The organism is Sphingomonas qomolangmaensis, from assembly GCF_024496245.1.
Taxonomy (GTDB): Bacteria; Pseudomonadota; Alphaproteobacteria; order Sphingomonadales; family Sphingomonadaceae; genus Sphingomonas; species Sphingomonas qomolangmaensis.
In genome coordinates this window covers 681,774-705,071 of record NZ_CP101740.1, presented here as the reverse complement: position 1 = coordinate 705,071, position 23,298 = coordinate 681,774, and the positions used below count along the sequence as shown (strand labels likewise).

Genomic DNA, 23,298 nt, shown 5'->3' with positions numbered 1-23,298 from the left:
AGCCCGATGTTTCCTCAAGCGTTACGAATTTCGCTTCAAGCCAGCAGCTGCCCGAAGCGCCGCATCGCGACTTCCTCGTCATGCCCCCAAACCGCGCCCGATACCGCGAGGAAATCGGCGCCCGCCTCGATCAACGGCGGCGCGTTGACCGGGGTGATCCCGCCGATCGCCACGCACGGCATTTCGAACACCGTCGCCCACCACGACAGGATCACCGGGTGCGGATGATGCCGCACTTCCTTGGTGGTCGTCGGATAGAAGGCGCCGAACGCGACATAGTCGGCCCCCGCCTCACCGGCTTCCATCGCCAGATGCCGGCTGTCGTGGCAGGTCACGCCGATCTGCGCTGCCGGCCCCAGCACCGCGCGCGCCTCGCGCGGGTCGCCATCGTCCTGCCCCAGATGGACGCCATCGGCGCCCAGCCGCTTGGCCAGGCTGATGCTGTCGTTGACCAGGAACGCGACGTCATGCTCGGCGCAGATCCGCTGGAGCGGTTCGGCCAGCATCGCCGCCTTGTGCTGGTCGACGTCCTTCACCCGGAACTGGAACGCCGCCGCCGGCCCGGCGCCCAGCGCCCGCCGCAGCCGATCGGGAAACTCGCCCCCCACGTCGAGCGGCGAGATCAGGTAAAGCTGGCATTTGGGGCGCCGGTCGTCGCGCTGGAACTGCACCGCGAACGAAGGGTCGAGCGGGCCTAGCGGGTCTTCGATATCATCCATCGACGCCCCCTAGCCGCTCGCGGCGGTCGCGGGAAGGAGGATGCACCTCACGCGCCCGCGCCACTGGCCCCGTTTCAGGCCGCGACCTTCTGCGTCGACGCCGCGTGGATCTCGTCGATCGCACCGCCCAGCGCCGCGTCGAACTCCGCATCGCTCATGCCGTGGCGCAGATCGGCCAGCAACGCGCGGCTGAAGCTCGCGATCATCCCGCGATTCTTCGCCAGCTCGGTGCACGCCTGCGGCCGCTCGAACCCGCCCGACAGCGCCACCACGCGAAGCACGCGCGGATGCTCGACCAGCGCGTCGAACGCGCACGGCTTGGCGGGGATCGACAGCTTCAGCATCACCTTGTCGTCGCCCGGCATCGTATCGAGCGCCTTGATCAGCGAATCGCGCAGCAGCACGTCTGCGGCCTCACGCTCGGCGCTCTTGATGTTCACCTCGGGCTCGAGGATCGGCATCAGGCCGGCGGCAAGCACCTGCTGCGCCACCGCGATCTGCTGCGCCACCACCGCGTCGATTCCGGCGGCGTTTGCAAGGTGGACCACCGACCGCTCCTTGGTACCGAACACCCCCAGGTCGCGCGCGCGCGCCAGCAGCGCGTCGAGCCCCCGCATCGGCTTGAGCAACTGCACCCCGTTCGCCTCGTCCTCGAGTCCCTTGTCGATCTTCAGAAACGGCACCACGCCGCGCTCGATCAGCGCCTGCGGGGCGGGCTTGCCGTCGACCATGCCGTCCATCGTCCGTTCGAACAGGATCGCGCCGATCACCTTGTCACCGCTGAACGCGGGCGAGGTGATGATCCGGCTGCGCATCTGGTGGATCAGCGCGAACATCTCCTCGTCGCCGTCCCAGGCGCCGTCCGCGACGCCATAGCCGGCCAACGCCTTGGGGGTCGAACCACCCGACTGGTCAAGCGCGGCGATGAAACCATTCCCATGGGCGATCTTCGCGGTCATCTCGGCGGTATTCATGTCGATCTCTCCCGGTAGCGGCCTGCCGCGGCTATTGGCCCCGGCCTTAAAGAGCGTACCGCCAGGCCGCAACAGCCCGCTATCCGCGCCGCAGCAGTCGGCGCACGCCCAGCCGCACGGCTTCGGTCACGCTGCCGAACACGACATGCGATGCCGCCGAATATAGATGCGTCGACGCCGGGGCTTCGCTCGGCGCCGCCCCAAGCCCGCTCGCCGGCACCGCGATCTCGTCGAGCAGCGCGAAGGTCGACATCCCGAAGCCGCTGCCGAACCCTTTGGTCACCGCCGGGCGGAACTCGGCGGCGATGCCATAGGCCAGCCCCAGCGCGCCACCCAGCGCGTAATGCACCGCATTGCCCGCCCCGGCCTTGGCTTCGTCGGCCAGTTCCTCGCCGGTCGCCAGCGCCGATAGCCGCTCGGCCGCCCTCACCGTCGCTGGCTCCTCGTCCGAGCCGGCATCGTCGCCGGTGCCCATCAGCTTCGAGGCCACCGCCTGGAACTGGTTCATCGCAAACGACGCCACCAGCCCTGCCGCCAACCCCGCCAGCGCTCCCCTGGCGACATCCTCGATCGAAGGGGTGACCGCGATTTCCGTACTGTTCTGCATGCGCATTCTCCTGAGCCGCTCGCTGAACCGCTCAGGCATCGCTGCGTTCCGCTCAGTCGCGCGCCAGCGCCGCGACCCCGGGCAGATCCTTGCCCTCCATCCATTCGAGGAACGCGCCGCCCGCGGTTGACACGAAGCTCATCTCACCCGCTACCCCCGCCTGATTGAGCGCGGCGACGGTATCGCCGCCCCCCGCTACCGACACCAAAGACCCATCGGACGTCAGTGCCGCAGCGGTGCGCGCCAGCGCCATCGTCGCGGTATCGAACGGCGGCGTCTCGAACGCGCCCAGCGGCCCGTTCCAAACCAATGTGCGGCAATTCTTGAGCACATCGCCCAGCGCCTCGGTCGCCGCCGGCCCGATGTCGAGGATCATCTCGTCGGCCGCGACCTCATGCACGTTGCAGGTCCGCAGCGATGCCGGGTGCGCGGCGAATTCCTTCGCCACCACCACGTCATAGGGCAGATGGATCGTGCAGTTGGCGCGCTCGGCCTGCTCGAAGATCGCCTCGGCGGTCGCGGTCAGCTCGTGCTCGGCCAGGCTCTTGCCGACATTCACCCCGCGCGCCGCCAGGAAGGTGTTCGCCATCCCGCCGCCGATGATCAGATGATCGACGCGGCCCACCAGATGCGTCAGCACGTCGAGCTTGGTCGAAACCTTGGCGCCGCCGACCACCGCCGCGACCGGATGCTCGGGATTGCCCAGCGCCTTGTCGAGCGCGTCGAGCTCGGCCTCCATCTGCCGCCCCGCGAACGAAGGCAGCTTGTGCGCCAGCCCCGCGGTCGATGCGTGCGCGCGATGCGCCGCCGAAAAAGCGTCGTTGACGTACAGGTCGCCCAGCGCCGCGAAGCGATCGACCACCGCCGGGTCGTTCTTCTCCTCGCCGCCGAAGAAGCGGGTGTTTTCGAGCAACGCGATGTCGCCCGGCGCCAGCATCGCAACCGCCTCGGTCGCGTTCTCCCAATCGATATAGCGGACCTCGCGCCCCAGCACCGCTTCGAACGGCTTGGTCAGCAGCGCGGTCGAATGTTCGGGGCTCGGCACCTTGGGCCGGCCGAAATGCGCGAGCACGAGCACGATTGCGCCCTTGTCCGAAAGCTCGCTGACGGTGTGCACCGCCGCGCGCAACCGCGTGTCATCGCTGACCTTTCCCTCGGCCATTGGCACGTTGAGGTCCTCGCGCACCAGCACGCGCTTGCCGGTGACGTCACCCATGTCGTCGAGCGTCTTGAAATTGCGTGCCATCACCAATTCTCCCATTGCCCGTGTGTCCTGACTCGGCACTGCGCTCGTCAGCGGCTACTCAGGACGACCGGCGTCCATCCCAATTTCGTCGCCCACCGCAATCTCGCCGCCGGCGATCACCCGGCCCAACGCGCCACCGCGCCAATCGGGGGTCAACGCCGCCTCGAGCCCCGGCAGCAGCTGCTCCATCCGGCTGCACGGATCGCATTCCTGAATGATCTCGATCACCACGTCGCCGATCCGAAGCCGGCTACCCGGCACGCGCGGCAGCGCGATTCCGTCGACCAGCAGGTTGCAGCGGCGGTTCCACCACGGCAGGTCGTGCCCCAGTTCGTCCATCGCCGCCGCCCAGTGTCGCGCTTCCATCAGCGACACCTGCCGCCGTCCGCGCCCGCCGGGTTTCACCGTGCCGCGAAAGTCGCCCGCAAGGCCGCCTTCGACCGACACCGCGACCTTCTCGAGCGTCTCGATCGGCCCGCGCGGCCGGCCATGGCGCGCAATGCCCAACAGCCGACCGGTCAATGCTTCGCGCCGCGCCCGTCGGCAACAAATCCGTTCGTGTCGAGCGAAGTCGAGACACCGCCAACCAAGCAGTGCGTGGTCCCGGCATCTCGACTACGCTCGAAGCGAACGGTTAGGGTCGCGTGCACCTTGCTCAGCCCAGCTTCGCCATCGCGCTGGCGGTATCGACCATGCGGTTCGAGAAGCCCCATTCATTGTCGTACCAGCTGACGACGCGCACCAGCTTGCCGTCGATCACCGTCGTCTCGAGGCTGTCGACCGTCGACGAGAACGGCGTGTGGACGATGTCGATCGAAACCAGCGGCTCGTCGCTATATTCGAGCACGCCCTTCATCGGCCCCTCGGCGGCGGCCTTCAGCAGCGCGTTGACCTCTTCCTTGGTCGTGTCGCGCGACGGCGTGAAGGTCAGGTCGATCAGGCTGCCATCAGGCACGGGCACGCGGATCGCCGAACCGTCGAGCTTGCCCTTCAGTTCGGGCAGCACTTCGGCCACCGCGCGCGCGGCGCCCGTCGTCGTCGGGATCATCGACATCGCCGCCGCACGCGCCCGTCGCAGATCGGGGTGGATCTGGTCGAGGATCTTCTGGTCGTTGGTATAGGCATGCACCGTCGTCATCAGCCCGCGCTCGATGCCGATCGAATCGTTCAGCACCTTGGCGACCGGCGCCAGGCAGTTGGTGGTGCAGCTGGCGTTCGACACGATCACATGATCGGCGGTCAGCTTCTCATGGTTGACGCCATACACCACCGTCAGGTCGACATTCTTGCCCGGTGCCGAGATCAGCACCTTCTTGGCGCCTGCATCGATATGCTTCTGGCACGAAGCCTTGTCGGCGAAGAACCCGGTGCATTCGAGCACGAGTTCGACGCCCTGTTCGGCGTGCGGCAGGTTCGCCGGGTCGCGCTCGGCGGTGACGCGGATGCGCTTGCCGTCGACTACCAGGTCGTTGCCGTCGGCCGAGACCTCGCCCGGATAGCGGCCATGCACCGAATCACGGCTGAACAGCCACGCGTTCGACTTCGCGTCGGCCAGGTCGTTGATCGTCACCAGTTCGAGCCCGCAATCGGGGCGCTCGAGGATGGCGCGCGCCACCAGGCGGCCGATTCGTCCGAAGCCGTTGATCGCTACCTTGGTCATGCGCTTAATTCTCCGTGGCTTGCAGCCGTGCCTTGACGGCTTGCGTGATGTTCTCGGGCGTAAGGCCGAACTTTGCGTACAGCTCGGGCGCGGGGCCCGAGGCGCCGAAGCGATCGATGCCGAACCGAAGCCCGTCGACCGTCGTGTAGCGCTCCCACCCCAAGGTCGTGCCCGCCTCGATCGACACGCGAAGCAGTTCCTCGGGCTTGGCGTGCGGCAGCACGTCGTTGCGATAGTCGGCGGGCTGCGCGTCGAAGCGCGACCAGCACGGCATCGACACCACATCGGCGCCGATCCCGTCGGCTTCAAGCGCCGCGCGCACCGCGACCGCGATCTCCACCTCCGAACCGGTGGCAATCAGCACTACGCGGCGCGGCGCCTCGGCGGCCTGCAGGCGATACGCGCCGCGCGCCGACCAGTTCTCGGCGGCTTCGGTGCGCAATTGCGGCAGGTTCTGGCGGCTAAGCGCCAACAGCGACGGCCCGTCGCTGCGCTCGACCGACAGCTGCCAGCATTCGGCGGTCTCGATCGTGTCGCACGGCCGATACACGTCGAGCCCGGGGATCAGCCGCAGGCTGGTCAAATGCTCGATCGGCTGGTGCGTCGGGCCATCTTCGCCCAGGCCGATCGAGTCATGCGTCATGACGTAGACGACGCGCGTATTCTGCAGCGCCGACAGGCGGATCGCTGGGCGGCAATAATCGGCGAAGACGAGGAAGGTGCCGCCATAGGGGATCACCCCGCCATGCAGCGCCATGCCGTTCATCGCCGCCGCCATGCCGAACTCGCGGATGCCGTAGGAGACGTAGCGCCCGCCATAATTCTCGGCGTTGAGTGGTCCGGTCGCCTTGGTGCGGGTGTTGTTCGATCCGGTGAGATCGGCCGATCCGCCGATCGTCTCGGGCAGCGCCGCGGTCAGCGCCTCGAGCGCCATTTCCGACGCCTTGCGCGTCGCGACCTTCTTGGGGTCGGCGAGCAGGCCCGCGATATAGTCGTCGAGCGAGAAGCCCTCGGGCAGCGTGCCCGCCATCCGGCGCTCGAATTCGGCACGATCCGAATGGCTTGCGAGCCGCTGCTTCCACGCGGCATGATCGTCTGCCGAACGCTCGCCCGCAGCCAGCCAGGTCTGGCGGATATCGTCGGGCACCACGAACGCCTCGTGCGCCCAGCCCAACGCCGCTCGCGCGCCCTCGATTTCCTTGGCCCCCAGCGGCGAACCATGACTGCCCGAGGTGCCCGCCTTGGTCGGCGCGCCCTTGCCGATGATCGTCCGGCAACGGACCAGCGACGGCAGGTCGCTCGCCAGCGCCTCGTCGATCGCGCGTGCGATGTCGTCGAAATCATGGCCGTCGCATTCGGCGACATGCCAGCCGCTGGCGCGATAGCGCGCGGGGATGTCCTCGCTCGACGACAGCGATACCGCGCCGTCGATCGTGATCCGGTTGTCGTCCCAAAGCACGTTGAGACGGCCGAGCTTCAGATGTCCGGCAAGCCCGACGGCTTCGTGGTTGATGCCTTCCATCAGGCAGCCGTCGCCCGCGATCACCCAGGTCTTGTGGTCGACCAGCGCGTCGTCGAAGGTCGCGTTGAGCTGGCGCTCGGCGATCGCGAAGCCGACCGCCATCGCAAAGCCCTGCCCCAGCGGCCCGGTCGTCGCCTCGATGCCTTCGAGCATGAAATTCTCGGGGTGCCCCGCGCAGGGCGAATCCGACTGGCGGAAGTTCTTGAGATCATCGAGCGTCGGGCGCGCATAGCCGCTAAGGTGGAGCAGGCTGTATACCAGCATCGATCCATGCCCCGCCGACAGGATGAAGCGGTCGCGATCGGGCCAGTGCGGATCGGCGGGATCGTGCTTCAGATAGCGCTGCCACAGCACCGTCGCGACATCGGCCATGCCCATCGGCATGCCGGGATGCCCCGAATTGGCGGCCTCTACCGCGTCCATGGCAAGCGCGCGGATGGCGTTGGCGCAGTCGCTGTCGGTTGGGTGCATCGGATTCCCCTCGGCCGGCCGATTGCGAGCGCTGATCCACGCCGCTTCGCGTACCGGCAATGATAAACTCGCGATGCCTTTGCGGGTCTCGCGGCTTCGCGTCAACCGGCGCGCCAATCGCGACGAGCCCCCGCGCCACCCCCGCTGCCGCCTTGCCGCGTCCGTGCGTCCTGCTATCCAGCATCGATGGCATCAGAACCCCCGCATCCCGCGATCGAACGCATCGAACGCGCCGTCTCCCGGATCGAACAGGCCGCCGCCGCGCGCGCCTATGACGCCGATTCGATGGCGCGCCGCCACGCCGCGCTGCGCGAGCGGATGGAAGAAGCCGTCGCCGCGCTCGACGAGCTGATCGCGCGCGAAGACGGGGACAAGAGTTAATGGCCGAAGTCACGCTCACGATCGCCGGCCGCGACCACAAGATCGCCTGCCGCGACGGCGAGGAAGCGCAGCTGCGCGCGCTGGCGGGCAAGCTCGAAGCGCACGGCGCTGCCGCATTGCGGGCCTCGGGCGGCCTGAGCGGCGAGCGCACGATGCTGTTCATCGCGCTGATGCTGGCCGACCAGCTCGCCGAACAGGAAGTCGCCCCGCCCAGCGGCATTCCGCCGATGCTGCTCGATCGGATCGCCGACCGTCTCGAAGCCGTCGCATCGGCCCTTGAGGATGACGGCGGAACGCACTAGATTGGCGGTGGCGGGTACTGCCCGGTGCGAGCTTTAGCGAAAATCCCTGAGGCGATAATCATCCTATGGGGGCTGTCCCTGCCCGGATCCTGGTCCGACGCACATGGTTCCCACCTGACGTACTTGGCGTCAGAGGATCTTCCAGCCAACGGCCATGGCGGGCCCGCCACCTGCCCTCATGATTGAAGACAAGCGAGCGATGCGCGCGCGCATCCGCGCCGAGCGCGACGCATTCGTCGGCGCGATCCAATCCCCCTCCCGCTTGCGCGAGGGGCTAGGGGAGGGCATGTCCACGAGCGCCGTCGCTGGAGACGCCGCCCAACCCCTCCCCCGACCCCTCCCGCAAACGGGAGGGGGGCGGAAGATCCTTCCGCCCCCGGCCTATCTCGCCCGGCTTACACCCGGCACGATCGTAGCCGCCTACATCCCCCTCGGCAGCGAAGCCGACCCGGCGGCCTTGATCGCCGCAGCCCGCGCAAGCCGCTGCACCCTTGCGCTTCCGCACGTGATCGACCGCACCACCCCGATGCGCTTCCTCGAATGGCACCCTGCCGCCCCGCTCGAACCCGGCATCTTCGGCCTCCAACAGCCCCCCGCCACCGCGCGCGAAGTCGCCCCCGACATCGTCCTCGTCCCGCTGGTCGCGTTCGACGCTGCGCTCCACCGCCTGGGGCAGGGTGCGGGCTATTATGATCGCGCGCTCGCGGGCTTGCCCGATGCCTGGCGGCTCGGCATCGCCTGGTCGGTGCAGCAAGTGCCGCAGGTCCCGGTTGACCCCTGGGACATCCCGCTGCACGGCGTCGTCACCGAACGATCGGTCTTTCTACGGGAGAAGCTCGAATGAACCCCAGTTGGCGCAAGCCCGCCGGCATGTTCGCGATCCTCGCGCTGATCCTGGTGTGGGTCGTGCTGATCGCGAGCTTCGCCGGCACGATCAGCCAGCTGCACTGGACGCTGCAGGCGATCGTCTATCTGGTCACCGGCATCGTATGGATCCTGCCGCTCAAGCCGCTGCTGCGCTGGATGGAACTCGGCACCTGGCGGTAGCACATTGCCCCTTTCCTCCCCCGCCAGGGGGAGGGGGACCGCAAAGCGGTGGAGGGGGAGGACACGAAGGGGCCGTTGAGATACCTCCCTCTCCACCAGCTTCGCTGGTCCCCCTCCCCCTTGCGGGGGAGGATTAAGGAAGCCCGCCGCAGCTCAGTTTCACCTCAGCATCGGTCCCCAGCGCGACCCGCGCCAGGCTGAAGGTGAACGCGCCCTCGCTCGTCACCGCCAGCGGGGTATCGATCGCCGCCATGTTCGCGCCCCCAGCGCGGAAGCATTTGAGCGGCACGCCGAGTGTCGTCCAGGCGCCGGGCTTGAACTGCTCCATCCGCCCGAGCGCGATCCCCGCCTGCGCCGGACCCGATCGCATCGCCAGCGTCACCGGCGCGCGGGGGGCCTGATCGACGCGGATCGTGCTGACCAGCAGCACGTCGCCATTGGTTTCGCGCGTCGTATCGACCGCGGCGACGTTGGTCAGCGCCACTACCGCCGGCCCCTTGCCGTCGAACGCGAAGCGCCTTGCGCCTTCCTGCACGCCGAAATCGGTGGCGGTCACGCGGACGCGGCCATTGGCGGCATCGGCGGGCAGCGTCGTCACCCGAGTGCTGCTGCCGCCGGGATCACCCACCACCAGCGACCAGCTCGCCGCGGGCAGCCCCTTGTCCATATACACCCCCGCCTGCGCCTGTTGCTGGACGCCGGGGTCCTCGGACAGCTGCGGCACCACCGTGCGGCTGCCCGCCTTCAAGCCATAGCCGCGCTCGAACAGCGTCTTGCCCTTGGCATCGGCGGTCGCGGGCCAGGCGAAGCTCAGCGTGCCGGTGAAGTCGTGCGCCACCGCGCCGCTGCGGTTGCGCAGCAGGACGTCGGCGACCCCCGCCCCTTCGGACCCCGGTAGCCACGCCGCGACGAACGCGTCGGCGGCGTTGATCTCGGGATTCACGAACAACGGCCGCCCGCTCAGCATCAGCGCGACGACGGGCACCCCTTGCGCCTTGAGCTTCTTCATCGTCGCCAGCGGCCCGCGCAATTCCGGCTTGAGCTCGAGCGTCGCGATATCGCCCTGGAATTCGGCATAGGGGGTTTCGCCGAACACCACGATCGCGGCATCGGGCTTCCTGCCGGTGAAACTGCCGTCGGGCGACAGCCGCGCGGTCCCGCCCGCGGCCTTCACCGCGCCGTCGATCCCATTCCAGATCGAGGTCGCGCCGGGAAAATGCTTGGGATCGATCCCTGTCCCCTGCCACGTCAGCGTCCAGCCGCCCGCCTGGCGCGCGATATCGTCGGCGCCGTCGCCCGCGACCAGGATATTGGCACCCGGCTTGAGCGGCAACAGGCTGCCGTTGTTCTTGAGCAGCACCAGCGACTTGCGCACCGCCTCGCGCGCGATCGCGCGGTGCTCGGGGCTACCGAGCAGCTCGAACTGGCCGGAGAGCGGTCGGCTCGACGGCTTGCCCATGTCGAACAGCCCCGCGCGCATCTTCACCCGCAGGATCTTGGCGACCGCATCGTCGAGCCGCGCCATCGGCACCTGCCCGCTCTTGGCCTGCGCGACCAGGCTTTCCCAGAGCGGCTTCCAGCTGTCGGGAGCCATATACATGTCGAGCCCGGCGTTGAGTGCGCGCGGGCAGCTGGCGTTGGTGCAGCCCTGGATCTGGCCATGTGCGTTCCAGTCGCTGACGACGAAGCCGCCAAAGCCCATTCGTTCCTTCAGCACGTCAGTGACCAGCCCCTTGTGGCCGGCGATCTTCTCGCCGTTCCAGCTCGAAAAGCTGGTCATCACCGTCTGCACCCCGGCGTTGATCGCCTGGACATAGGGCACGCCGTGGGTGTCGCGCAGCTCGGTCTCGCTCACCCGAGCATCGCCCTGATCGCGCCCGCCCTCGGTGCCGCCATCGGCGAGGAAATGCTTGGTCGATGCCAGCACATACGGCCCTTGCAGGATCGGCGTCGCCGAGGGCTTGCCCTGCAGCCCCGCGATGAATTCGCCGACATAGCTCGCGACCAGCTTGGGGTCCGACGAATAGCCTTCATAGGCGCGGCCCCAGCGCAGGTCCTGCGGCACGGTGATCGTCGGCGCGAAGGTCCATTCGATCCCGGTCGCGCGGATTTCCTTGGCGGTCGCCTGCGCGATCTTCTTGATCAGCACCGGGTCGCGCATCGCCCCCAGCCCGATATTATGCGGGAACAACGTCGCGCCGACGATGTTCGAATGACCGTGCACCGCATCGGTGCCCCAAATGATCGGGATGCCGACCCGGCCATCGCTGCGATCGACCGAGGCGGTGTAGAAGCTGTCAGCGAGCTTGAGCCATTCGGCGGCGGGCGCGAACTCGTCGCCCCCAGGCGCCGAATTGCCGCCGTTGAGGATCGAGCCCAGATGATAGCGGCGCGCGTCGGCGGGGGTGACCGACGCGATGTCGGCCTGCACCACCTGGCCGACCTTCTCCTCGATCGTCATCCGCGCGATCAGGTCGGCGATGCGCTTTTCCATCGCCGCGTCGGGCTTGTAGGGCCAATTGCCTTGCGGCCAGAGTTCGGGATGGACCGTGGCCTCGGGCGGCGGTGCGGGCACCGTCTGCGCGAGCGCGGACCCCGCAATCGCAAAGGCCAGCGCGATACCCGTGGCGCTGCCCAGCAGCCGATGAAAACCCTGCATCCGATCCCCCTTGTCCGCGCCGCGCGGCGATCGGCGGCGTCGTCATATTCGCGGCGCAACCTACCGATTTCGGGCACCGGCTCAATGTCGACTTGCGCGATTCTCGATTGAAGATTGGTCCGGACGCGCCACGGCTGGCGTGAGGTCGGGCGGAAGCTCCCGCCGCGCCTCACGCCAGCCGTGGCGTCAAGCCGCCTGTTCCCAATCGCGCGTCTCTTCCGCAGGCAAGCGGATCAGATAATCGAACGCCGACAGCCCCGCCTTTGCCCCGTCGCCCATCGCGATGACGATCTGCTTGAACGGGATCGTGGTGGCGTCGCCCGCCGCGAAGATCCCCGGCTGCGAGGTGTGGCCGCGATGATCGACCTCGATCTCGCCATGCTGGCTCAAGCCCACCGCGCCGCGCAGCCACTCAGTGTTGGGCACCAGCCCGATCTGGACGAAGATGCCCTCGAGCGCGACCTGATGCCTCGCGTCGCCACTGCGGTCCTTGTAGACCAGCCCGGTTACCTTTTCGCCGTCGCCCAAGACTTCGGTGGTCATCGCCGACGTGACGATCTGGACGTTGGGCAGCGTCGCCAGCTTGCGCTGGAGCACCGCATCGGCGCGCAGAGCGCTGTCATATTCGATCAGCGTCACATGCGCGACGATGCCGGCAAGGTCGATCGCGGCCTCGACCCCCGAATTGCCGCCGCCGATCACGGCAACGCGCTTGCCCTTGAACAGCGGGCCGTCGCAATGCGGGCAATAGGCGACGCCCTTGTTCTTGTACTGCTCCTCGCCGGGCACGTTGATCTGCCGCCAGCGCGCGCCGGTCGCCAGGATCACCGACCGCGCCTTGAGCGACGCCCCGTTTTCGAGCACCACTTCGTGCAGCCCGCCTTCGCTGGTCGCCGGGATCAGCTTCTGCGCGCGCTGCAGGTTCATCACGTCGACGTCATAGTCGCCGACATGCTGTTCGAGCTGCGCGACGAGCTTGGGGCCCTCGGTATGCTGGACCGAGATGAAATTCTCGATCGCCATCGTGTCGAGCACCTGACCGCCGAAGCGCTCGGCGGCGATGCCGGTGCGGATGCCCTTGCGCGCGGTATAGATCGCCGCCGCCGCACCCGCAGGGCCGCCGCCGACGATCAGCACCTCGAACGCGTCCTTCTGCGCGATCTTGGCCGCGGCCTTCTTGCTCGCGCCCGTGTCCAGCCGCGCGACGATCTGCTCGAGCTCCATCCGGCCTTGGCCGAAGGTTTCGCCGTTCAGATAGACGGTCGGCACCGCCATCACCTTGCGCTCGTTGACCTCGTCCTGGAACAGCGCGCCGTCGATCGCGGTGTGGGTGATGCCGGGGTTGAGCACCGCCATCAGGTTCAGCGCCTGCACGACGTCGGGGCAGTTCTGGCACGACAGCGAGAAATAGGTCTCGAAATTATAGCTGCCCTCGAGCCCGCGGACCTGATCGAGCAGGTCCTGCGCCGCCTTCGAAGGATGGCCGCCCACCTGGAGCAGCGCCAGCACCAGGCTCGTGAATTCATGCCCCATCGGCAGGCCGGCGAAGCGAACGCCGATGTCGGTGCCGACGCGGCGGATCATGAAGCTGGGGGTGCGGCGGTCGTGCCCGGTGACGACGGTTACCTTGTCCGACAGCGCGGCGATTTCGTTCAGTAGTTCGCCCATCTGGCGCGATTTGGCATCGTCGCCCAAGCTCGCGACCAGTTCGATCGGCTCGCGAATATTGACCAGATAGGCCTTCAGCTGCTGCGTCAGATTGGCGTCGAGCATAGGAAACTCCCGTGGTTCAGATACGAAGCGGCCCGAAGCGGAAAGCGAATTCCACCCCGGGCCGCGATCACCCTAATGGGCAGGATGGTTAGATCTTGCCGACCAGGTCGAGGCTGGGGGCGAGCGTCTCTTCGCCCTCTTCCCACTTGGCGGGGCAGACTTCGCCCGGATGCGCCGCGATATACTGCGCCGCCTTGATCTTGCGCAGCAGCTCTGCGGCGTTGCGGCCGACGCCTTCCGACGTGACTTCCATCAACTGGATGACCCCCTCGGGATCGACCACGAAGGTGCCGCGATCGGCCAGGCCCTGGCCTTCGCGCAGGATCTGGAAATTGTTGCTGATCACATGGTTCTGGTCGCCCAGCATGTAATAATCGATCTTGCCGATCGCCGGCGAGCTGTCATGCCATGCCTTGTGGCTGAAATGCGTGTCGGTCGAGACCGAAAAGACCTCGACCCCCATGCGCTGCAGCGTGGGGTACACGTCGGCCAGGTCTTCCAGCTCGGTCGGGCATACGAACGTGAAATCGGCGGGGTAGAAGAAGAACACCGCCCACTTGCCCGCGACGTCGGTGTCGCTGACCGAAACGAACTTGCCTTGCTTGTATGCCTGGGCGGTGAATGGTTTCAGCTTGCTGCCGATGAGCGTCATGGGAACCTCCGTTGAATTCTGAAGCTCCGATATAGGCGCACATGCTGCACTGCAAAATAGTAATGTTGCATCGCAGTAATCGCTTCGATCGATATAACCCGCCTGGTTATCGACGTTTTGCGCTCAAGCGACGGGCAACCCGCGCAGCGTGTCGGTCACGCGCTGCCGCACTGCAGGATCGCGCGTGATTTCGAGCATCGCGGTCAGGCTCACGCGCGCGCCGGCGATGTCGCCATCGACCATTTCCAGCCGCGCCCGCTCCCACCAGGGTTGCGCGAAGCTCGGCGCGACGATCGTCATCCGGTGATACAGCTCGAGCGCGCGGCGCCCTTTCCCTGCGCGTTCGGCGCGCGATGCCTGGTTGAGCAACAGCCGCACCAGCACCGCGCGGTTTGGCATCACCGAAACATGCGCCGCCGCCGCCGGGGCCCCCGTCACCGACGCCGCCACCATCGCCGCGAGCCGCTCGCGCCCCACCCGCGCCCCGCCGCGAAACGGGTCGACGATCACCGGCACCACCTCGGTCCCCACCATCACCAGCACATGCCCCGGCACGTCGAGGATGTTGGCCTCCCAGCCAAGCCTGCGCGCCGCCGCGACATACACGATCGACAGGCTGATCGGCAGCCCGCGGCGGCGATCGATGACGCGGATCAGGTCGGCGTTGGCGGGATCGTCATAGCTTTGCTCGTCGCCGACGAAGCCGAGCTCGTCGCCGAATACCGCCGCCAGGCTGTCGGCGCGGTCATCGGCGTCGGTCGCGCCACCGTTCATTGCCTCGAGCCGCACCGCGGCGGCTTCGATCATGTCGTAATAGGGCGCGGGATTGGTGTCGGGATGATCGAGCAGCGCAAGCGCGAGCGCGGCATCGGCGAGCAGTATCTCGGCATCGTCGATCAGGCCGAGCTGGATGAGGTCATCGTTCATGCCATCAAGATGGGGTCGGCACCCGCCGAACGCCAACCATGGAACACCACGGTCGATTATTCGCGCTACAACCTTGCATCGACGCTGGCGCGGGCCATCTTCCAGCAATCGTCAACAATCGAAAGGAGGTGATCGAATGTCTCATTGTCACGCACTGAATGCGGCTTCGGGCACAACCATGATCGCCTCGGCGGGACGGCTTCGCGCCTAAATATTGCCGGCTTCAGTCGACAATGGAAAGGCCGCCCTGCAAGGGGCGGCCTTTCGCTTATTTGGCCTTAGGCCACCTCAGGTCGTGAGACGCGAGCGCCGCGAGCTGTGGCCGCCATTGCGGTACAGGATGTCGGTAACAGTCTCGCCCGACACGGTGCCCGAATTCGCCTCGACCGACACCAGCACGCCGCCGCGCCCCAGATGGTCGCCATAATAGCCGGCGTCTTCCTCATCGATGCCGTGGTTGAGCAGCGTCTCGTTCGCGGTGCCCGCAACCGCGCCCGCTGCCGCACCGACCGCCATCGCGCCGGGGACTGCCGTAGCCGCGATCGCCCCTGCGGCGACCAGCGGTCCGACGCCGGGAATGGCGAGCGCCGCGATGCCGAGCCCGGCGCCGAGCGCGCCGCCGCCCAGGATACCGCGCATCACGCTTCCCTGGCCGTCGTCGACGGCTTCACCATCGCCATGCGCGGTGCTGTTGACGCCGTCGTGGCGAGTCACGATCGACAGCGCGGCATCGGGGACGCCGGCCTGGCGCAGATCCGCGACGGCGCGGTCGGCTTCTGCTGGCGTGTCGAACATTGCCGAAGCTACATTGGTGGTCATGTTGTGATCTCCTGAATTCAACGTACCGCACCGCGGCGAAACATGTTGATGATGGCAAGCAGCACGACTGCGCCGACCAGCGACACCAGCACCGACTGGATCGAAATTTCGCCGCTGGTGATGGGGCTGCCGCCGATCAGCGGGGTGATGATGAACCCTGCAAGCAACGCGCCGACGATTCCGACAACGATGTTGAGGATGATGCCTTGTTGGCCGTTGGTACGCATGATCATGCTGGCGACCCAGCCGATCAATCCGCCGACGACAAGAAGGACGATAATGCCCATGGTGTTTCCCTTCGCTTGTTTCGTGAGGGCTAAACCGCCGATGGGCGACGATGTTCAGATCGGCCCGAGCCGGTGCCCGGTCCGACTTGATGCGGCAGCACCAAGTGGATTGGTGCACGGCCAAGGAACGGCGACCGCGGTCGAACGCTTGTGCTGGCATGACCAACCCCGACCAGCCCGCCCTCCGTCATCTCGAACAGCTGACCGCGCAATTGCTCGACGGGGTGATCCTGATCGATCCCGCGGGAACGATCCTGAGCGCGAACGCCGCCGCGCTTCGAATGCACGGCGTGGGCACGCTGGCCGAACTGGGTACGACGGCGGAGGGCTATGCCGAGCGCTTCACCCTGCGCACCCACGACCATCGCCCGCTCAAGCATCGTGAATATCCGCTCTTCCGCCTGCTCGCGGGCGACAGCTTCCCCGACCTGATCGTCGAAGTCGCACCGGCGGGTGACGATCAGGCGCGCTGGATCCACCAGGTGCGCGATGTCGTCATGGATATCGACGGCGGCGAAGCCGAATATCTCGCGCTGGTGATCGACGACGTATCGGCGCGGTTCGATGCCGAGGCGCGGTTCGCGGCGATGTTCAACGCCAACCCCGCCCCCGCGATCGTCGTGCGGCTGCATGACCAGCGGATCGTCCAGGTCAATGCCGGCTTCGAGACGCTGACCGGTTTCACCCCCGAAGCACTCACCGGCAAGTCGCTGTTCGGGCTCGACCTGCTCGCCAATCTCGCCGATCCGGTCGCGGTGCGCCGCCGGATAGAGGAGGGCGAAATCGTCGCGCAGGCCGAGGCCGAGCTTCGCGTCGCCGACGGATCGCGCCGGCTGGTGCTGTTCGCGGGCCAGCCGATCGACGTCACCGGCGAGGATTCGCTGCTGCTGACCTTCGCCGATCTCGAACCCAGGCGCCGCGCCGAGCAGGCGCTTGCCGCAAGCGAGCATCATCTTCGCTCGGTCTTCGAAATGGCGCCGGTCGCGATGGTGGTGACCGCCGATTGCGATCACCGGATTGCGAGCGTCAACGCGGCGTTCCGCGCGCTCACCGGGCATGACGCCCGTCAGGCGATCGGGCAGACCGCCGACGATCTGCAGCTATGGGAAGACCCCCAGCTCGGCCAGTCGCTCGAGCGGCAACTGGTCGAGTTGGGCGCGGTCCGCGACGCCGAAGCGATCCTGCGCTCGCGCACTGGCGCTCCGATCGACTGCCTGATTTCGGCCGAGACGATCAGCGTCGAAGGCGCGCCATGCGTATTGTGGGTGTGCCAGGACGTCACCTCGCGCAAGCAAAGCGAGCGCGAACTGGCCGATGCGATCGACGCGGTGATGAAGGACGCCAATTGGCTGAGCCATTCGATCCTCGACAAGCTCGCAACGCTACGCCGTCCCGAGGCGCCTGCTCCCCCGAGCAACCTCAGCCCCCGCGAACGCGAGATCCTCGAGCTGATCTGCGACGATCTCGACGACAATGCGATCGCGGTGCAGCTCGGGCTGTCGCGCAACACCGTCCGCAACCATGTCGCGCGGCTCTATGCCAAGATCGGGGTGAACCGCCGCAGCGGCGCGGTCGTATGGGGACGCGAGCGCGGCATGGGCACGCGCCGCGATTGAAAGGAACCGCCCGCTCCGGCACTGCCGGGGCGGGCGCAACCGGTCAGGCGTCCTTGGCGTCGATGTTCACCGTGGTTTCAGCGAGCCGTGTCATATATTCGTCGCTACCGTAGATTTCCTTGGTCGCGGCGCGCAGCTTCTTGTCGTCGTCCTTCAGGCCCAGCGCCTTGGCATAGGCCGCGGCGGTGCCGAAGCCGGCCAGCCCGTAATGCGTCATGCGCTGATATTGCGCGATGATCAGCACATCGAGCATCGGACCTTTTTTGGGCCCCTCTTCGAGCACATGCTTGGTCGCCTCGGCAACCAGCCCTTCCATGCCCTTGCAATGCTCCTTCGAAACCTTCTCGTCCTGTCCGGCGATCAGTTCCTTGATCACCGCGGTATGCGCGGTGATGCCCTCATGCGACTTGGTCAGCATTTCCTTCAGCGCGGCATCGCTCGCCTTGGTCGTCATCTTCTTGACGACCTTCAGCATCTGGTCGTTCGCCGAATACAGATCCTTGAGTTCGTCGACATAGATGTCGTTCAGCGTTTCGGGGGTCGACATACAAAAACTCCTGATCATCCGAGCGGGGCGCTCGGTCCTGATTGCTAAGCGGCTGGCCTGGCGGCATAGTTCCAGGCCGCTCGCGAAACCTGGGCTAGTTGCCCTCGGTCACCGCATTCTTGGTTTCGCCGACCTTCTGGTCGCCCAGCTGCCCCGGACCATGATAGGCGATCTCGGTCTGCCCACCATGTTTGTCGGCATCGGGGTTCCCGTCCTTGCCGGTGTGCGGGTTGGGATAGGCAGCGCCCGAGCTTTCGCTGCTGGTCTTGCCGCTGATCTTGGTATCGCTGACGCCGTCGGGCGCATTGCGGTCGGTATCCTGGCCGCTCGCCTGCATCGGTTGCTTGTCGCTCATGCTCTATCCTTCAAAGGGGAAATGGTTGTGGCGTGCGGTCAGATCGAGGGCGGAACGCCCTGATCTTCGCTCTGGTCGCCGCCGGTATCGCTGTCATAATCCTCGCCGGGATTGCCGCCTCCAGCGCCAGCGCCGCTGCCATGGACTTCGCCCGTCCCCTGCTGCGGCGCGCCGCGATAGCCGGCATCGGCAGGCAGGCCGCGCAGATCGACCGCCGATGCAACCGCGCCGCGCGTCGCTTGTTCGTCGGCGGCAAGCGCCGGCTTGCGTGCACGGTCGGGATCGCTTTGGTCGGCGGTGCCATGGTCCTGCCCCGAATAGCCGGGGCCGTCGCCGATCGCGGTCGCGGTCGGGCGCGACGGGATCGGGGTGTTCGATGTCGAAGCTGGATCGTCGGTCATGGAAAGACTCCTCCCCCGCTCAACCATCGCCGCGACCGGGCGTTCCTGCGGTATCGGCGTTGCTGCGGTATCTCTTTCGGCGCGGAACGTTCGGCAAAACCCATGGTTGGTGCGGGTATCGACGGCCGCGCCGCCGTTGTCGCGAACCCGCCCGATTCGCTTCGGTCGACTGCCCCATCTTTCGGATCGAGGATCATCATGGCCAACGCAAGCAAACCCAACGACATAGCCCGCAACACCCCCGCAACCTGGCTCGGCGCAGGCATCGCCGCGCTGGCCGGTGCGGCGATCTTCAACCGCTGGTCGGCAGCGCGTGCCGAGCGCGATCACCCGCCGATCGGTGCCTTCGTCGAGGTCGATGGGATGCCGGTGCATTATTATCAGCGCGGCGCCGGACCGGCGATCGTACTGATCCACGGCAGTGCCTCGCTGGTCGAGGATTTCGTCGTCAGCGGGCTGATCGATCTTCTCGCGAAACAGCATCGCGTGATCGCGTTCGATCGCCCCGGCTATGGCTATACCCCGCGTCCTCGCGGGATCGACTGGACGCCCGAGCGTCAGGCCGAATTGCTGGTCGCCGCCTGCGCCAAGCTCGGGATCGATCGCCCGATCGTCGTCGGGCATAGCTGGGGCACCCTCCCCGCGCTGGCATGGGCGCTCGATCATCGCGACGCGATCGGCGGGCTTGCGCTGCTGTCGGGCTATTTCTTCGCGACGCCGCGTCCCGACGCAGTGATGGCGGCGGTCGCGGGCTCGCCCGGCCTGGGTGACGTGATCGCCAACACCGTCGCGCCGCTGCAGACCCGGCTGACCGGTCCGCTGGGCAACAAGCTCGTCTTCTCGCCCGCCGACCCCACCGAAGCATTCCTGAAGGACATACCCTTCACGCTGATGCTGCGCCCATCGCAATTGCGCGCAACCGCGATCGACAGCGGCCAAATGCCCGCATCGGCGGCGCGCCTCTCGCCGCGCTACGCCGAACTCGATCTGCCGATCGCGATCGTCTGGGGCGTTGGCGACAAGCTGGTGGTACAGGCCGATCAATCGGCGAAGCTTGCCGAGCAATTGCCTGGTGCGGTGGCGACGCGGATGGATTGGGTGGGGCATATGGTGCATCACACCGATCCGGCGCGCGTCGCGGCGGCGATCCTGGCGGTTGCCGATCGCGCGTAGTTTTCGCGGCTATGGCCGAAAGCGGTTTGCCGGCTTACGACCGGTGCAGGGCGTATCGCTGCACGAAGGAGACGGTACCGTTGCGTAAACGATCGGATTGCAAGCGTTGAGCCGTCCCATTCCCCGCGAGGCGGTGCTGATCGTCAACGCGCATTCGCGCAAGGGCGAGGCGCTGTGCCACCAGGCCAAGGAAAAGCTCGAGCAAGCGGGGATCACGCTGATCGCCTCGCATGCGGTGCAGGATCCGTCGAAGCTCAACGACTTTGTTCGCGAAGCCGTGCGCGACGGCGCGCCGATGGTGATCGTCGGCGGCGGCGATGGATCGCTGTCGCGGCTGGTCGACGACGTCGCCAACACCGATTGCGTCTTCGCGGTCCTGCCGCTGGGCACCGCCAACAGCTTCGCGCGGACGCTGGGGTTGCCGCTCGATCTCGACGGCGCGATCGACGCGATCGTCACAGGACGGCTGCGCCGGATCGACCTCGGCATGATCGACGACGATTATTTCGTGAACGCCGCCGCGCTGGGGCTGTCGCCGATGATCGGCGACACCGTTCCGCACAAGCTCAAGCGCTACCTCGGGCGCGTCGGCTATCTCGGCTGGGCGCTGTGGTGCCTGCTGAACTTCCGCCCGTTCCGCTTGACCGTCGAGGACGAACATGGCGAGCACCGCACCTGGGCGAGCGAAGTCCGCATCTTCAACGGCCGCTTCCACGGCGGGGTCGAACTGATCGAGACCACCGACGTCGATAGCGGCGACATCGTCATCCAGGCGGTGACCGGGCGCAGCCTGATGCGGCTGGCGTTCGACTGGTACGCCAAATTCTTCAAGCTGAAGTCGCGCAGCGCCAATACCGTCGAGTTCCGCGGGCGCGAGTTGCGGCTGCGCACCCGGCCGCACCAGAATATCTCGATCGACGGCGAGAATCTGGCGCGCACCCCGGTGACGGTGCGCGTCGCTCAGCGCGCGATCGAAGTCGTCGTGCCCTCGGCGCCCTCAATCGTGTGACGCCGCTGCAATATTCCGGCCACCCATGAAGCCGCGACCGCCCAGGCGATCCCTACCGCCCATCCCGCCAGCACGTCGGTGGGGAAATGGACCCCCAGGAACACCCGCGAAAATCCGATCAGCAAGGTAAGCACCAGCGCGGCGGTAATGAGGAAAACCCGAACCCGCCGGCTGGGTTCGGCGCTAGCGAGCAACGCTGCCCCGGTCAGATAGACCATCGCCGAATTCATCGCATGGCCGCTGGGAAAGCTCGCCGAGCTGACCTCGACCAGATGGGGAACGATATCGGGCCGTGCGCGGACGAAGGCGGTCTTGAGCAGCGCATTGAGCAGCCCGCCCGCGGCGATCGACGACGCCACGAACATCGCCAGCGCGAGCTTGCGCCGCGCCACGAGGTATCCGGTGATGAAGAACGTCACCAGCGTCAGCACGGTCCCCCCGCCCAGCGCGGTGAAATCGACCATCGCGTGCGAGAACCAGCGCGGACCGATCGACGTCCCGGGATCGGCGACGCTGCGCAGCAGGAGCAGCAGCCACCGGTCGATCGCCAGCGGATTGCCCTCGGCGACTTCGGACGCGACATAGGCAAAACCGCCAAGCGCGACGATGACGATCAGCAGCGTGACCAATATCCGCGTGTCCAGCCGGTGCAGCCAGGTACCGTCGCTGTCGCTTGCAATCATTTGGGGATTCCGGGCTTGAGATTGGCGGTGGGAGTGCCGCCTAGCAGGTATAAGTCGGTCTGGCGTCCGTCGAGATAGGTGACCCGGCTGCCGTCATAATAGGCATCCTCCTCTGTCTTGAACGATACCAGCTGGCCGCCCCATTCGGGCACCGCGGCAGTGGCGGCAAGTTCGATCGACCAGGCGGTGTTGGGGTATAGCGGATAGTCGCCGCGCGGGTCGGGCTGCTGATTGTCCCAAAAGCCGATCGCGGTGCCCGCACCATGGCCGTGATAGCCGATCGGGTGCGAATAGATGCTGGGGTTCAGCCCTTGCGCGATCGCCTTGGCCCGCGCGCGCGCCAGGATCGCGTTGCCGCTGTCGCCGACGCGGAACGACGTCGTCAGCGCATCCTGGACGCGGTTGTTGGCGGCCAGGCCGTCGCGCAGCCCCTTGGGCGCCTGCGTCTCGCCGGGCCGCAAGACATACGCGTTTTGCTGGGTATCGGTGTGCAGCCGCAGATATTCGATGCCGAAATCGGTCCAGATCAGGTCGCCCGGCGCGATCACCGTGTCACCGTCGAGCGTATCCTTCACCCCCCGGCGGCTCACCGCGACCGAAGGTTGAAACCAGGTATCGAGCTTGAGCGCGGCGATCCGTTCGCGGAACCACCACACCACGTCGTCGGTGGTGGTGACGCCGGGGGTGATGACCTTGTCCGACAGCCCTTCGCCGATGATCGCATGCGCCAGCGCGACGATCTGCGGATAGCGCGCCATTTCGGCAGCGGTGCGCGTTTCGAGCCAGCGCACCGCCAGCGTCTCGTCGCGAACCACGCGCGAGCGGAGCGATTCGGGCAGCGCCGCCATCATCTCGTCATGCGCGCTGAGCGTCATGCCATCGGCATAGGCGGTGCGGCGCGACGAATTGATCGCGATCCGCTTGGGGTTTCGCACCGCGATGATCTCGGTAAGCCGCTTCCATTGGTCGGGTTGGATGTGAGGATCCCAATCGGCTTCGAACAGATCGCCGAGCGGGTAGCGGCTGACCGTCAGCCGCTCGAACGGCAGTCCCTCACCCGAATCGAAGAACACCAGGATCGTCCGCCGCCGCGCCGCCATGCTCTCGGCATCGAGCATCGAGGCGATCACCGGCTCCTCGAAATTCTCGCGCGCGACCAGTACCCACATGTCGACACCCTGTTCGCGCATGATCGCAGGCAGCACGGTATCGAGACGCTCCCTCAGCCAGCCGTCTATCACCGCGGCCCGCTCGCGCAGCGGCAACACCGGCGGGTAGGCCGGGCGCACCTCCTGCTGCGCGCTCGCGGCCACCGGCACGCTCGTCAGGGCAAGGAACAGCGCCGCGCGCCAAGCCATCGTCATCGCAAACATCGCACCCCCGCAGTCGTCCAGTCGGTTCGCAGGCTACAGCAACGCGCGCATTGCGCCACCGTCAAGCCGCCGGTCCGCCGCATCGCTTTGCCGCC

At 66.9% G+C, this 23,298-nt stretch carries 25 protein-coding genes; 7 read left to right on the top strand and 18 right to left on the bottom strand.

Features of this window, described 5'->3' with window-relative positions; genetic code table 11:
• Positions 1-35: 35 nt before the first annotated feature.
• From thiE to tkt, 7 genes are all read right to left on the bottom strand, one after another.
• Positions 36-719, bottom strand: coding sequence for a thiamine phosphate synthase (thiE, locus tag NMP03_RS03395; protein WP_256507134.1), 684 nt, complete (start codon positions 717-719; stop codon positions 36-38).
• Between the two features lie 74 nt (positions 720-793).
• Positions 794-1,693, bottom strand: coding sequence for a fructose bisphosphate aldolase (locus NMP03_RS03390; protein ID WP_256507133.1), 900 nt, complete (start codon positions 1,691-1,693; stop codon positions 794-796).
• 79 nt (positions 1,694-1,772) lie between these two features.
• Positions 1,773-2,300 carry a DUF1440 domain-containing protein gene (locus NMP03_RS03385; RefSeq protein ID WP_256507132.1) on the bottom strand — a complete coding sequence of 176 codons (528 nt, stop codon included), beginning with the start codon at positions 2,298-2,300 and terminating at the stop codon, positions 1,773-1,775.
• A 52-nt stretch (positions 2,301-2,352) separates the two neighbouring features.
• Positions 2,353-3,546 carry a phosphoglycerate kinase gene (locus tag NMP03_RS03380; RefSeq protein ID WP_256507131.1) on the bottom strand — a complete coding sequence of 398 codons (1,194 nt, stop codon included), beginning with the start codon at positions 3,544-3,546 and terminating at the stop codon, positions 2,353-2,355.
• Positions 3,547-3,600: 54 nt separating this feature from the next.
• On the bottom strand, positions 3,601-4,068 hold the full coding sequence (locus NMP03_RS03375) for an MOSC domain-containing protein (protein WP_256507130.1): 468 nt from the start codon (positions 4,066-4,068) through the stop codon (positions 3,601-3,603).
• A 133-nt stretch (positions 4,069-4,201) separates the two neighbouring features.
• On the bottom strand, positions 4,202-5,206 hold the full coding sequence (gap, locus tag NMP03_RS03370; RefSeq protein ID WP_256507129.1) for a type I glyceraldehyde-3-phosphate dehydrogenase: 1,005 nt from the start codon (positions 5,204-5,206) through the stop codon (positions 4,202-4,204).
• A gap of 4 nt (positions 5,207-5,210) precedes the next feature.
• On the bottom strand, positions 5,211-7,199 hold the full coding sequence (gene tkt / locus NMP03_RS03365) for a transketolase (protein ID WP_256507128.1): 1,989 nt from the start codon (positions 7,197-7,199) through the stop codon (positions 5,211-5,213).
• A gap of 186 nt (positions 7,200-7,385) precedes the next feature.
• Here tkt and NMP03_RS03360 point away from each other — a divergent pair, with 186 nt between their 5' ends.
• The 4 genes from NMP03_RS03360 (at position 7,386) to NMP03_RS03345 (ending at position 8,929) form a co-directional block, all read left to right on the top strand.
• Positions 7,386-7,580 carry a hypothetical protein gene (locus NMP03_RS03360; protein ID WP_256507127.1) on the top strand — a complete coding sequence of 65 codons (195 nt, stop codon included), beginning with the start codon at positions 7,386-7,388 and terminating at the stop codon, positions 7,578-7,580.
• On the top strand, positions 7,580-7,882 hold the full coding sequence (locus NMP03_RS03355; protein WP_256507126.1) for a cell division protein ZapA: 303 nt from the start codon (positions 7,580-7,582) through the stop codon (positions 7,880-7,882). Before NMP03_RS03360 ends, NMP03_RS03355 begins: the two co-directional genes overlap by 1 nt.
• A gap of 154 nt (positions 7,883-8,036) precedes the next feature.
• Positions 8,037-8,726, top strand: a complete 690-nt coding sequence (locus NMP03_RS03350) for a 5-formyltetrahydrofolate cyclo-ligase (protein ID WP_319937618.1) — start codon at positions 8,037-8,039, stop codon at positions 8,724-8,726.
• Complete coding sequence (locus NMP03_RS03345; RefSeq protein ID WP_256507124.1) at positions 8,723-8,929, top strand: DUF2842 domain-containing protein; 207 nt, start codon at positions 8,723-8,725, stop codon at positions 8,927-8,929. Before NMP03_RS03350 ends, NMP03_RS03345 begins: the two co-directional genes overlap by 4 nt.
• A gap of 133 nt (positions 8,930-9,062) precedes the next feature.
• Here NMP03_RS03345 and NMP03_RS03340 read toward each other — a convergent pair whose 3' ends face one another.
• The 6 genes from NMP03_RS03340 to NMP03_RS03315 all read right to left on the bottom strand — a co-directional run bounded on the left by NMP03_RS03340 (position 9,063) and on the right by NMP03_RS03315 (position 16,046).
• Positions 9,063-11,588 carry a glycoside hydrolase family 3 protein gene (locus tag NMP03_RS03340; protein WP_256507123.1) on the bottom strand — a complete coding sequence of 842 codons (2,526 nt, stop codon included), beginning with the start codon at positions 11,586-11,588 and terminating at the stop codon, positions 9,063-9,065.
• 186 nt (positions 11,589-11,774) lie between these two features.
• Positions 11,775-13,361 (bottom strand): alkyl hydroperoxide reductase subunit F, encoded by a 1,587-nt coding sequence (gene ahpF, locus NMP03_RS03335; RefSeq protein ID WP_256507122.1) that lies wholly within the window; start codon positions 13,359-13,361, stop codon positions 11,775-11,777.
• 88 nt (positions 13,362-13,449) lie between these two features.
• Positions 13,450-14,013 (bottom strand): alkyl hydroperoxide reductase subunit C, encoded by a 564-nt coding sequence (gene ahpC, locus NMP03_RS03330; RefSeq protein WP_256507121.1) that lies wholly within the window; start codon positions 14,011-14,013, stop codon positions 13,450-13,452.
• A gap of 123 nt (positions 14,014-14,136) precedes the next feature.
• Positions 14,137-14,940 (bottom strand): SirB1 family protein, encoded by an 804-nt coding sequence (locus NMP03_RS03325; protein WP_256507120.1) that lies wholly within the window; start codon positions 14,938-14,940, stop codon positions 14,137-14,139.
• Positions 14,941-15,228: 288 nt separating this feature from the next.
• Positions 15,229-15,759, bottom strand: coding sequence for a hypothetical protein (locus NMP03_RS03320; RefSeq protein ID WP_256507119.1), 531 nt, complete (start codon positions 15,757-15,759; stop codon positions 15,229-15,231).
• A 17-nt stretch (positions 15,760-15,776) separates the two neighbouring features.
• Positions 15,777-16,046, bottom strand: a complete 270-nt coding sequence (locus NMP03_RS03315; RefSeq protein WP_256507118.1) for a GlsB/YeaQ/YmgE family stress response membrane protein — start codon at positions 16,044-16,046, stop codon at positions 15,777-15,779.
• Positions 16,047-16,204: 158 nt separating this feature from the next.
• Here NMP03_RS03315 and NMP03_RS03310 point away from each other — a divergent pair, with 158 nt between their 5' ends.
• Complete coding sequence (locus tag NMP03_RS03310; protein ID WP_256507117.1) at positions 16,205-17,662, top strand: helix-turn-helix transcriptional regulator; 1,458 nt, start codon at positions 16,205-16,207, stop codon at positions 17,660-17,662.
• A 43-nt stretch (positions 17,663-17,705) separates the two neighbouring features.
• Here the strand turns inward: NMP03_RS03310 and NMP03_RS03305 are convergent, their stop codons facing one another.
• From NMP03_RS03305 to NMP03_RS03295, 3 genes are all read right to left on the bottom strand, one after another.
• The gene (locus NMP03_RS03305) at positions 17,706-18,209 is read right to left on the bottom strand and encodes a YciE/YciF ferroxidase family protein (protein ID WP_256507116.1); all 504 of its coding nucleotides are present in this window, start codon (positions 18,207-18,209) and stop codon (positions 17,706-17,708) included.
• A 94-nt stretch (positions 18,210-18,303) separates the two neighbouring features.
• A complete protein-coding gene (locus NMP03_RS03300; RefSeq protein WP_256507115.1) occupies positions 18,304-18,564 on the bottom strand; it encodes a hypothetical protein in 261 nt (86 codons plus the stop codon).
• A 38-nt stretch (positions 18,565-18,602) separates the two neighbouring features.
• Entirely contained in the window at positions 18,603-18,965 is a 363-nt protein-coding gene (locus NMP03_RS03295) for a hypothetical protein (RefSeq protein ID WP_256507114.1), read from the bottom strand.
• Positions 18,966-19,163: 198 nt separating this feature from the next.
• Between NMP03_RS03295 and NMP03_RS03290 the strand changes: the two genes are divergently transcribed.
• Both NMP03_RS03290 and NMP03_RS03285 read left to right on the top strand, forming a co-directional pair.
• The gene (locus NMP03_RS03290) at positions 19,164-20,138 is read left to right on the top strand and encodes an alpha/beta fold hydrolase (RefSeq protein ID WP_256507113.1); all 975 of its coding nucleotides are present in this window, start codon (positions 19,164-19,166) and stop codon (positions 20,136-20,138) included.
• A gap of 97 nt (positions 20,139-20,235) precedes the next feature.
• Complete coding sequence (locus NMP03_RS03285; protein ID WP_256507112.1) at positions 20,236-21,147, top strand: diacylglycerol/lipid kinase family protein; 912 nt, start codon at positions 20,236-20,238, stop codon at positions 21,145-21,147.
• Here the strand turns inward: NMP03_RS03285 and NMP03_RS03280 are convergent.
• Together NMP03_RS03280 and NMP03_RS03275 are read right to left on the bottom strand one after the other, a co-directional pair.
• Complete coding sequence (locus NMP03_RS03280) at positions 21,099-21,830, bottom strand: phosphatase PAP2 family protein (RefSeq protein WP_256507111.1); 732 nt, start codon at positions 21,828-21,830, stop codon at positions 21,099-21,101. The two genes, NMP03_RS03285 and NMP03_RS03280, sit on opposite strands and share 49 nt — an antisense overlap.
• Positions 21,827-23,194 carry a M24 family metallopeptidase gene (locus NMP03_RS03275; protein WP_256507110.1) on the bottom strand — a complete coding sequence of 456 codons (1,368 nt, stop codon included), beginning with the start codon at positions 23,192-23,194 and terminating at the stop codon, positions 21,827-21,829. The genes NMP03_RS03280 and NMP03_RS03275 overlap by 4 nt, the downstream gene beginning before the upstream one ends.
• Positions 23,195-23,298 lie beyond the last annotated feature (104 nt).

What these genes read in the sequence shown, in the direction of transcription:
- thiE (WP_256507134.1), bottom strand. Translation starts at nt 719, where the DNA reads ATGGATGATATCGAAGACCCGCTAGGCCCGCTCGACCCTTCGTTCGCG.
- NMP03_RS03390 (WP_256507133.1), bottom strand. Translation starts at nt 1,693, where the DNA reads ATGAATACCGCCGAGATGACCGCGAAGATCGCCCATGGGAATGGTTTC.
- NMP03_RS03385 (WP_256507132.1), bottom strand. Translation starts at nt 2,300, where the DNA reads ATGCAGAACAGTACGGAAATCGCGGTCACCCCTTCGATCGAGGATGTC.
- NMP03_RS03380 (WP_256507131.1), bottom strand. Translation starts at nt 3,546, where the DNA reads ATGGCACGCAATTTCAAGACGCTCGACGACATGGGTGACGTCACCGGC.
- gap (WP_256507129.1), bottom strand. Translation starts at nt 5,206, where the DNA reads ATGACCAAGGTAGCGATCAACGGCTTCGGACGAATCGGCCGCCTGGTG.
- tkt (WP_256507128.1), bottom strand. Translation starts at nt 7,199, where the DNA reads ATGCACCCAACCGACAGCGACTGCGCCAACGCCATCCGCGCGCTTGCC.
- NMP03_RS03360 (WP_256507127.1), top strand. Translation starts at nt 7,386, where the DNA reads ATGGCATCAGAACCCCCGCATCCCGCGATCGAACGCATCGAACGCGCC.
- NMP03_RS03355 (WP_256507126.1), top strand. Translation starts at nt 7,580, where the DNA reads ATGGCCGAAGTCACGCTCACGATCGCCGGCCGCGACCACAAGATCGCC.
- NMP03_RS03350 (WP_319937618.1), top strand. Translation starts at nt 8,037, where the DNA reads ATGGCGGGCCCGCCACCTGCCCTCATGATTGAAGACAAGCGAGCGATG.
- NMP03_RS03345 (WP_256507124.1), top strand. Translation starts at nt 8,723, where the DNA reads ATGAACCCCAGTTGGCGCAAGCCCGCCGGCATGTTCGCGATCCTCGCG.
- NMP03_RS03340 (WP_256507123.1), bottom strand. Translation starts at nt 11,588, where the DNA reads ATGCAGGGTTTTCATCGGCTGCTGGGCAGCGCCACGGGTATCGCGCTG.
- ahpF (WP_256507122.1), bottom strand. Translation starts at nt 13,361, where the DNA reads ATGCTCGACGCCAATCTGACGCAGCAGCTGAAGGCCTATCTGGTCAAT.
- ahpC (WP_256507121.1), bottom strand. Translation starts at nt 14,013, where the DNA reads ATGACGCTCATCGGCAGCAAGCTGAAACCATTCACCGCCCAGGCATAC.
- NMP03_RS03325 (WP_256507120.1), bottom strand. Translation starts at nt 14,940, where the DNA reads ATGAACGATGACCTCATCCAGCTCGGCCTGATCGACGATGCCGAGATA.
- NMP03_RS03320 (WP_256507119.1), bottom strand. Translation starts at nt 15,759, where the DNA reads ATGACCACCAATGTAGCTTCGGCAATGTTCGACACGCCAGCAGAAGCC.
- NMP03_RS03315 (WP_256507118.1), bottom strand. Translation starts at nt 16,046, where the DNA reads ATGGGCATTATCGTCCTTCTTGTCGTCGGCGGATTGATCGGCTGGGTC.
- NMP03_RS03310 (WP_256507117.1), top strand. Translation starts at nt 16,205, where the DNA reads ATGACCAACCCCGACCAGCCCGCCCTCCGTCATCTCGAACAGCTGACC.
- NMP03_RS03305 (WP_256507116.1), bottom strand. Translation starts at nt 18,209, where the DNA reads ATGTCGACCCCCGAAACGCTGAACGACATCTATGTCGACGAACTCAAG.
- NMP03_RS03300 (WP_256507115.1), bottom strand. Translation starts at nt 18,564, where the DNA reads ATGAGCGACAAGCAACCGATGCAGGCGAGCGGCCAGGATACCGACCGC.
- NMP03_RS03295 (WP_256507114.1), bottom strand. Translation starts at nt 18,965, where the DNA reads ATGACCGACGATCCAGCTTCGACATCGAACACCCCGATCCCGTCGCGC.
- NMP03_RS03290 (WP_256507113.1), top strand. Translation starts at nt 19,164, where the DNA reads ATGGCCAACGCAAGCAAACCCAACGACATAGCCCGCAACACCCCCGCA.
- NMP03_RS03280 (WP_256507111.1), bottom strand. Translation starts at nt 21,830, where the DNA reads ATGATTGCAAGCGACAGCGACGGTACCTGGCTGCACCGGCTGGACACG.
- NMP03_RS03275 (WP_256507110.1), bottom strand. Translation starts at nt 23,194, where the DNA reads ATGACGATGGCTTGGCGCGCGGCGCTGTTCCTTGCCCTGACGAGCGTG.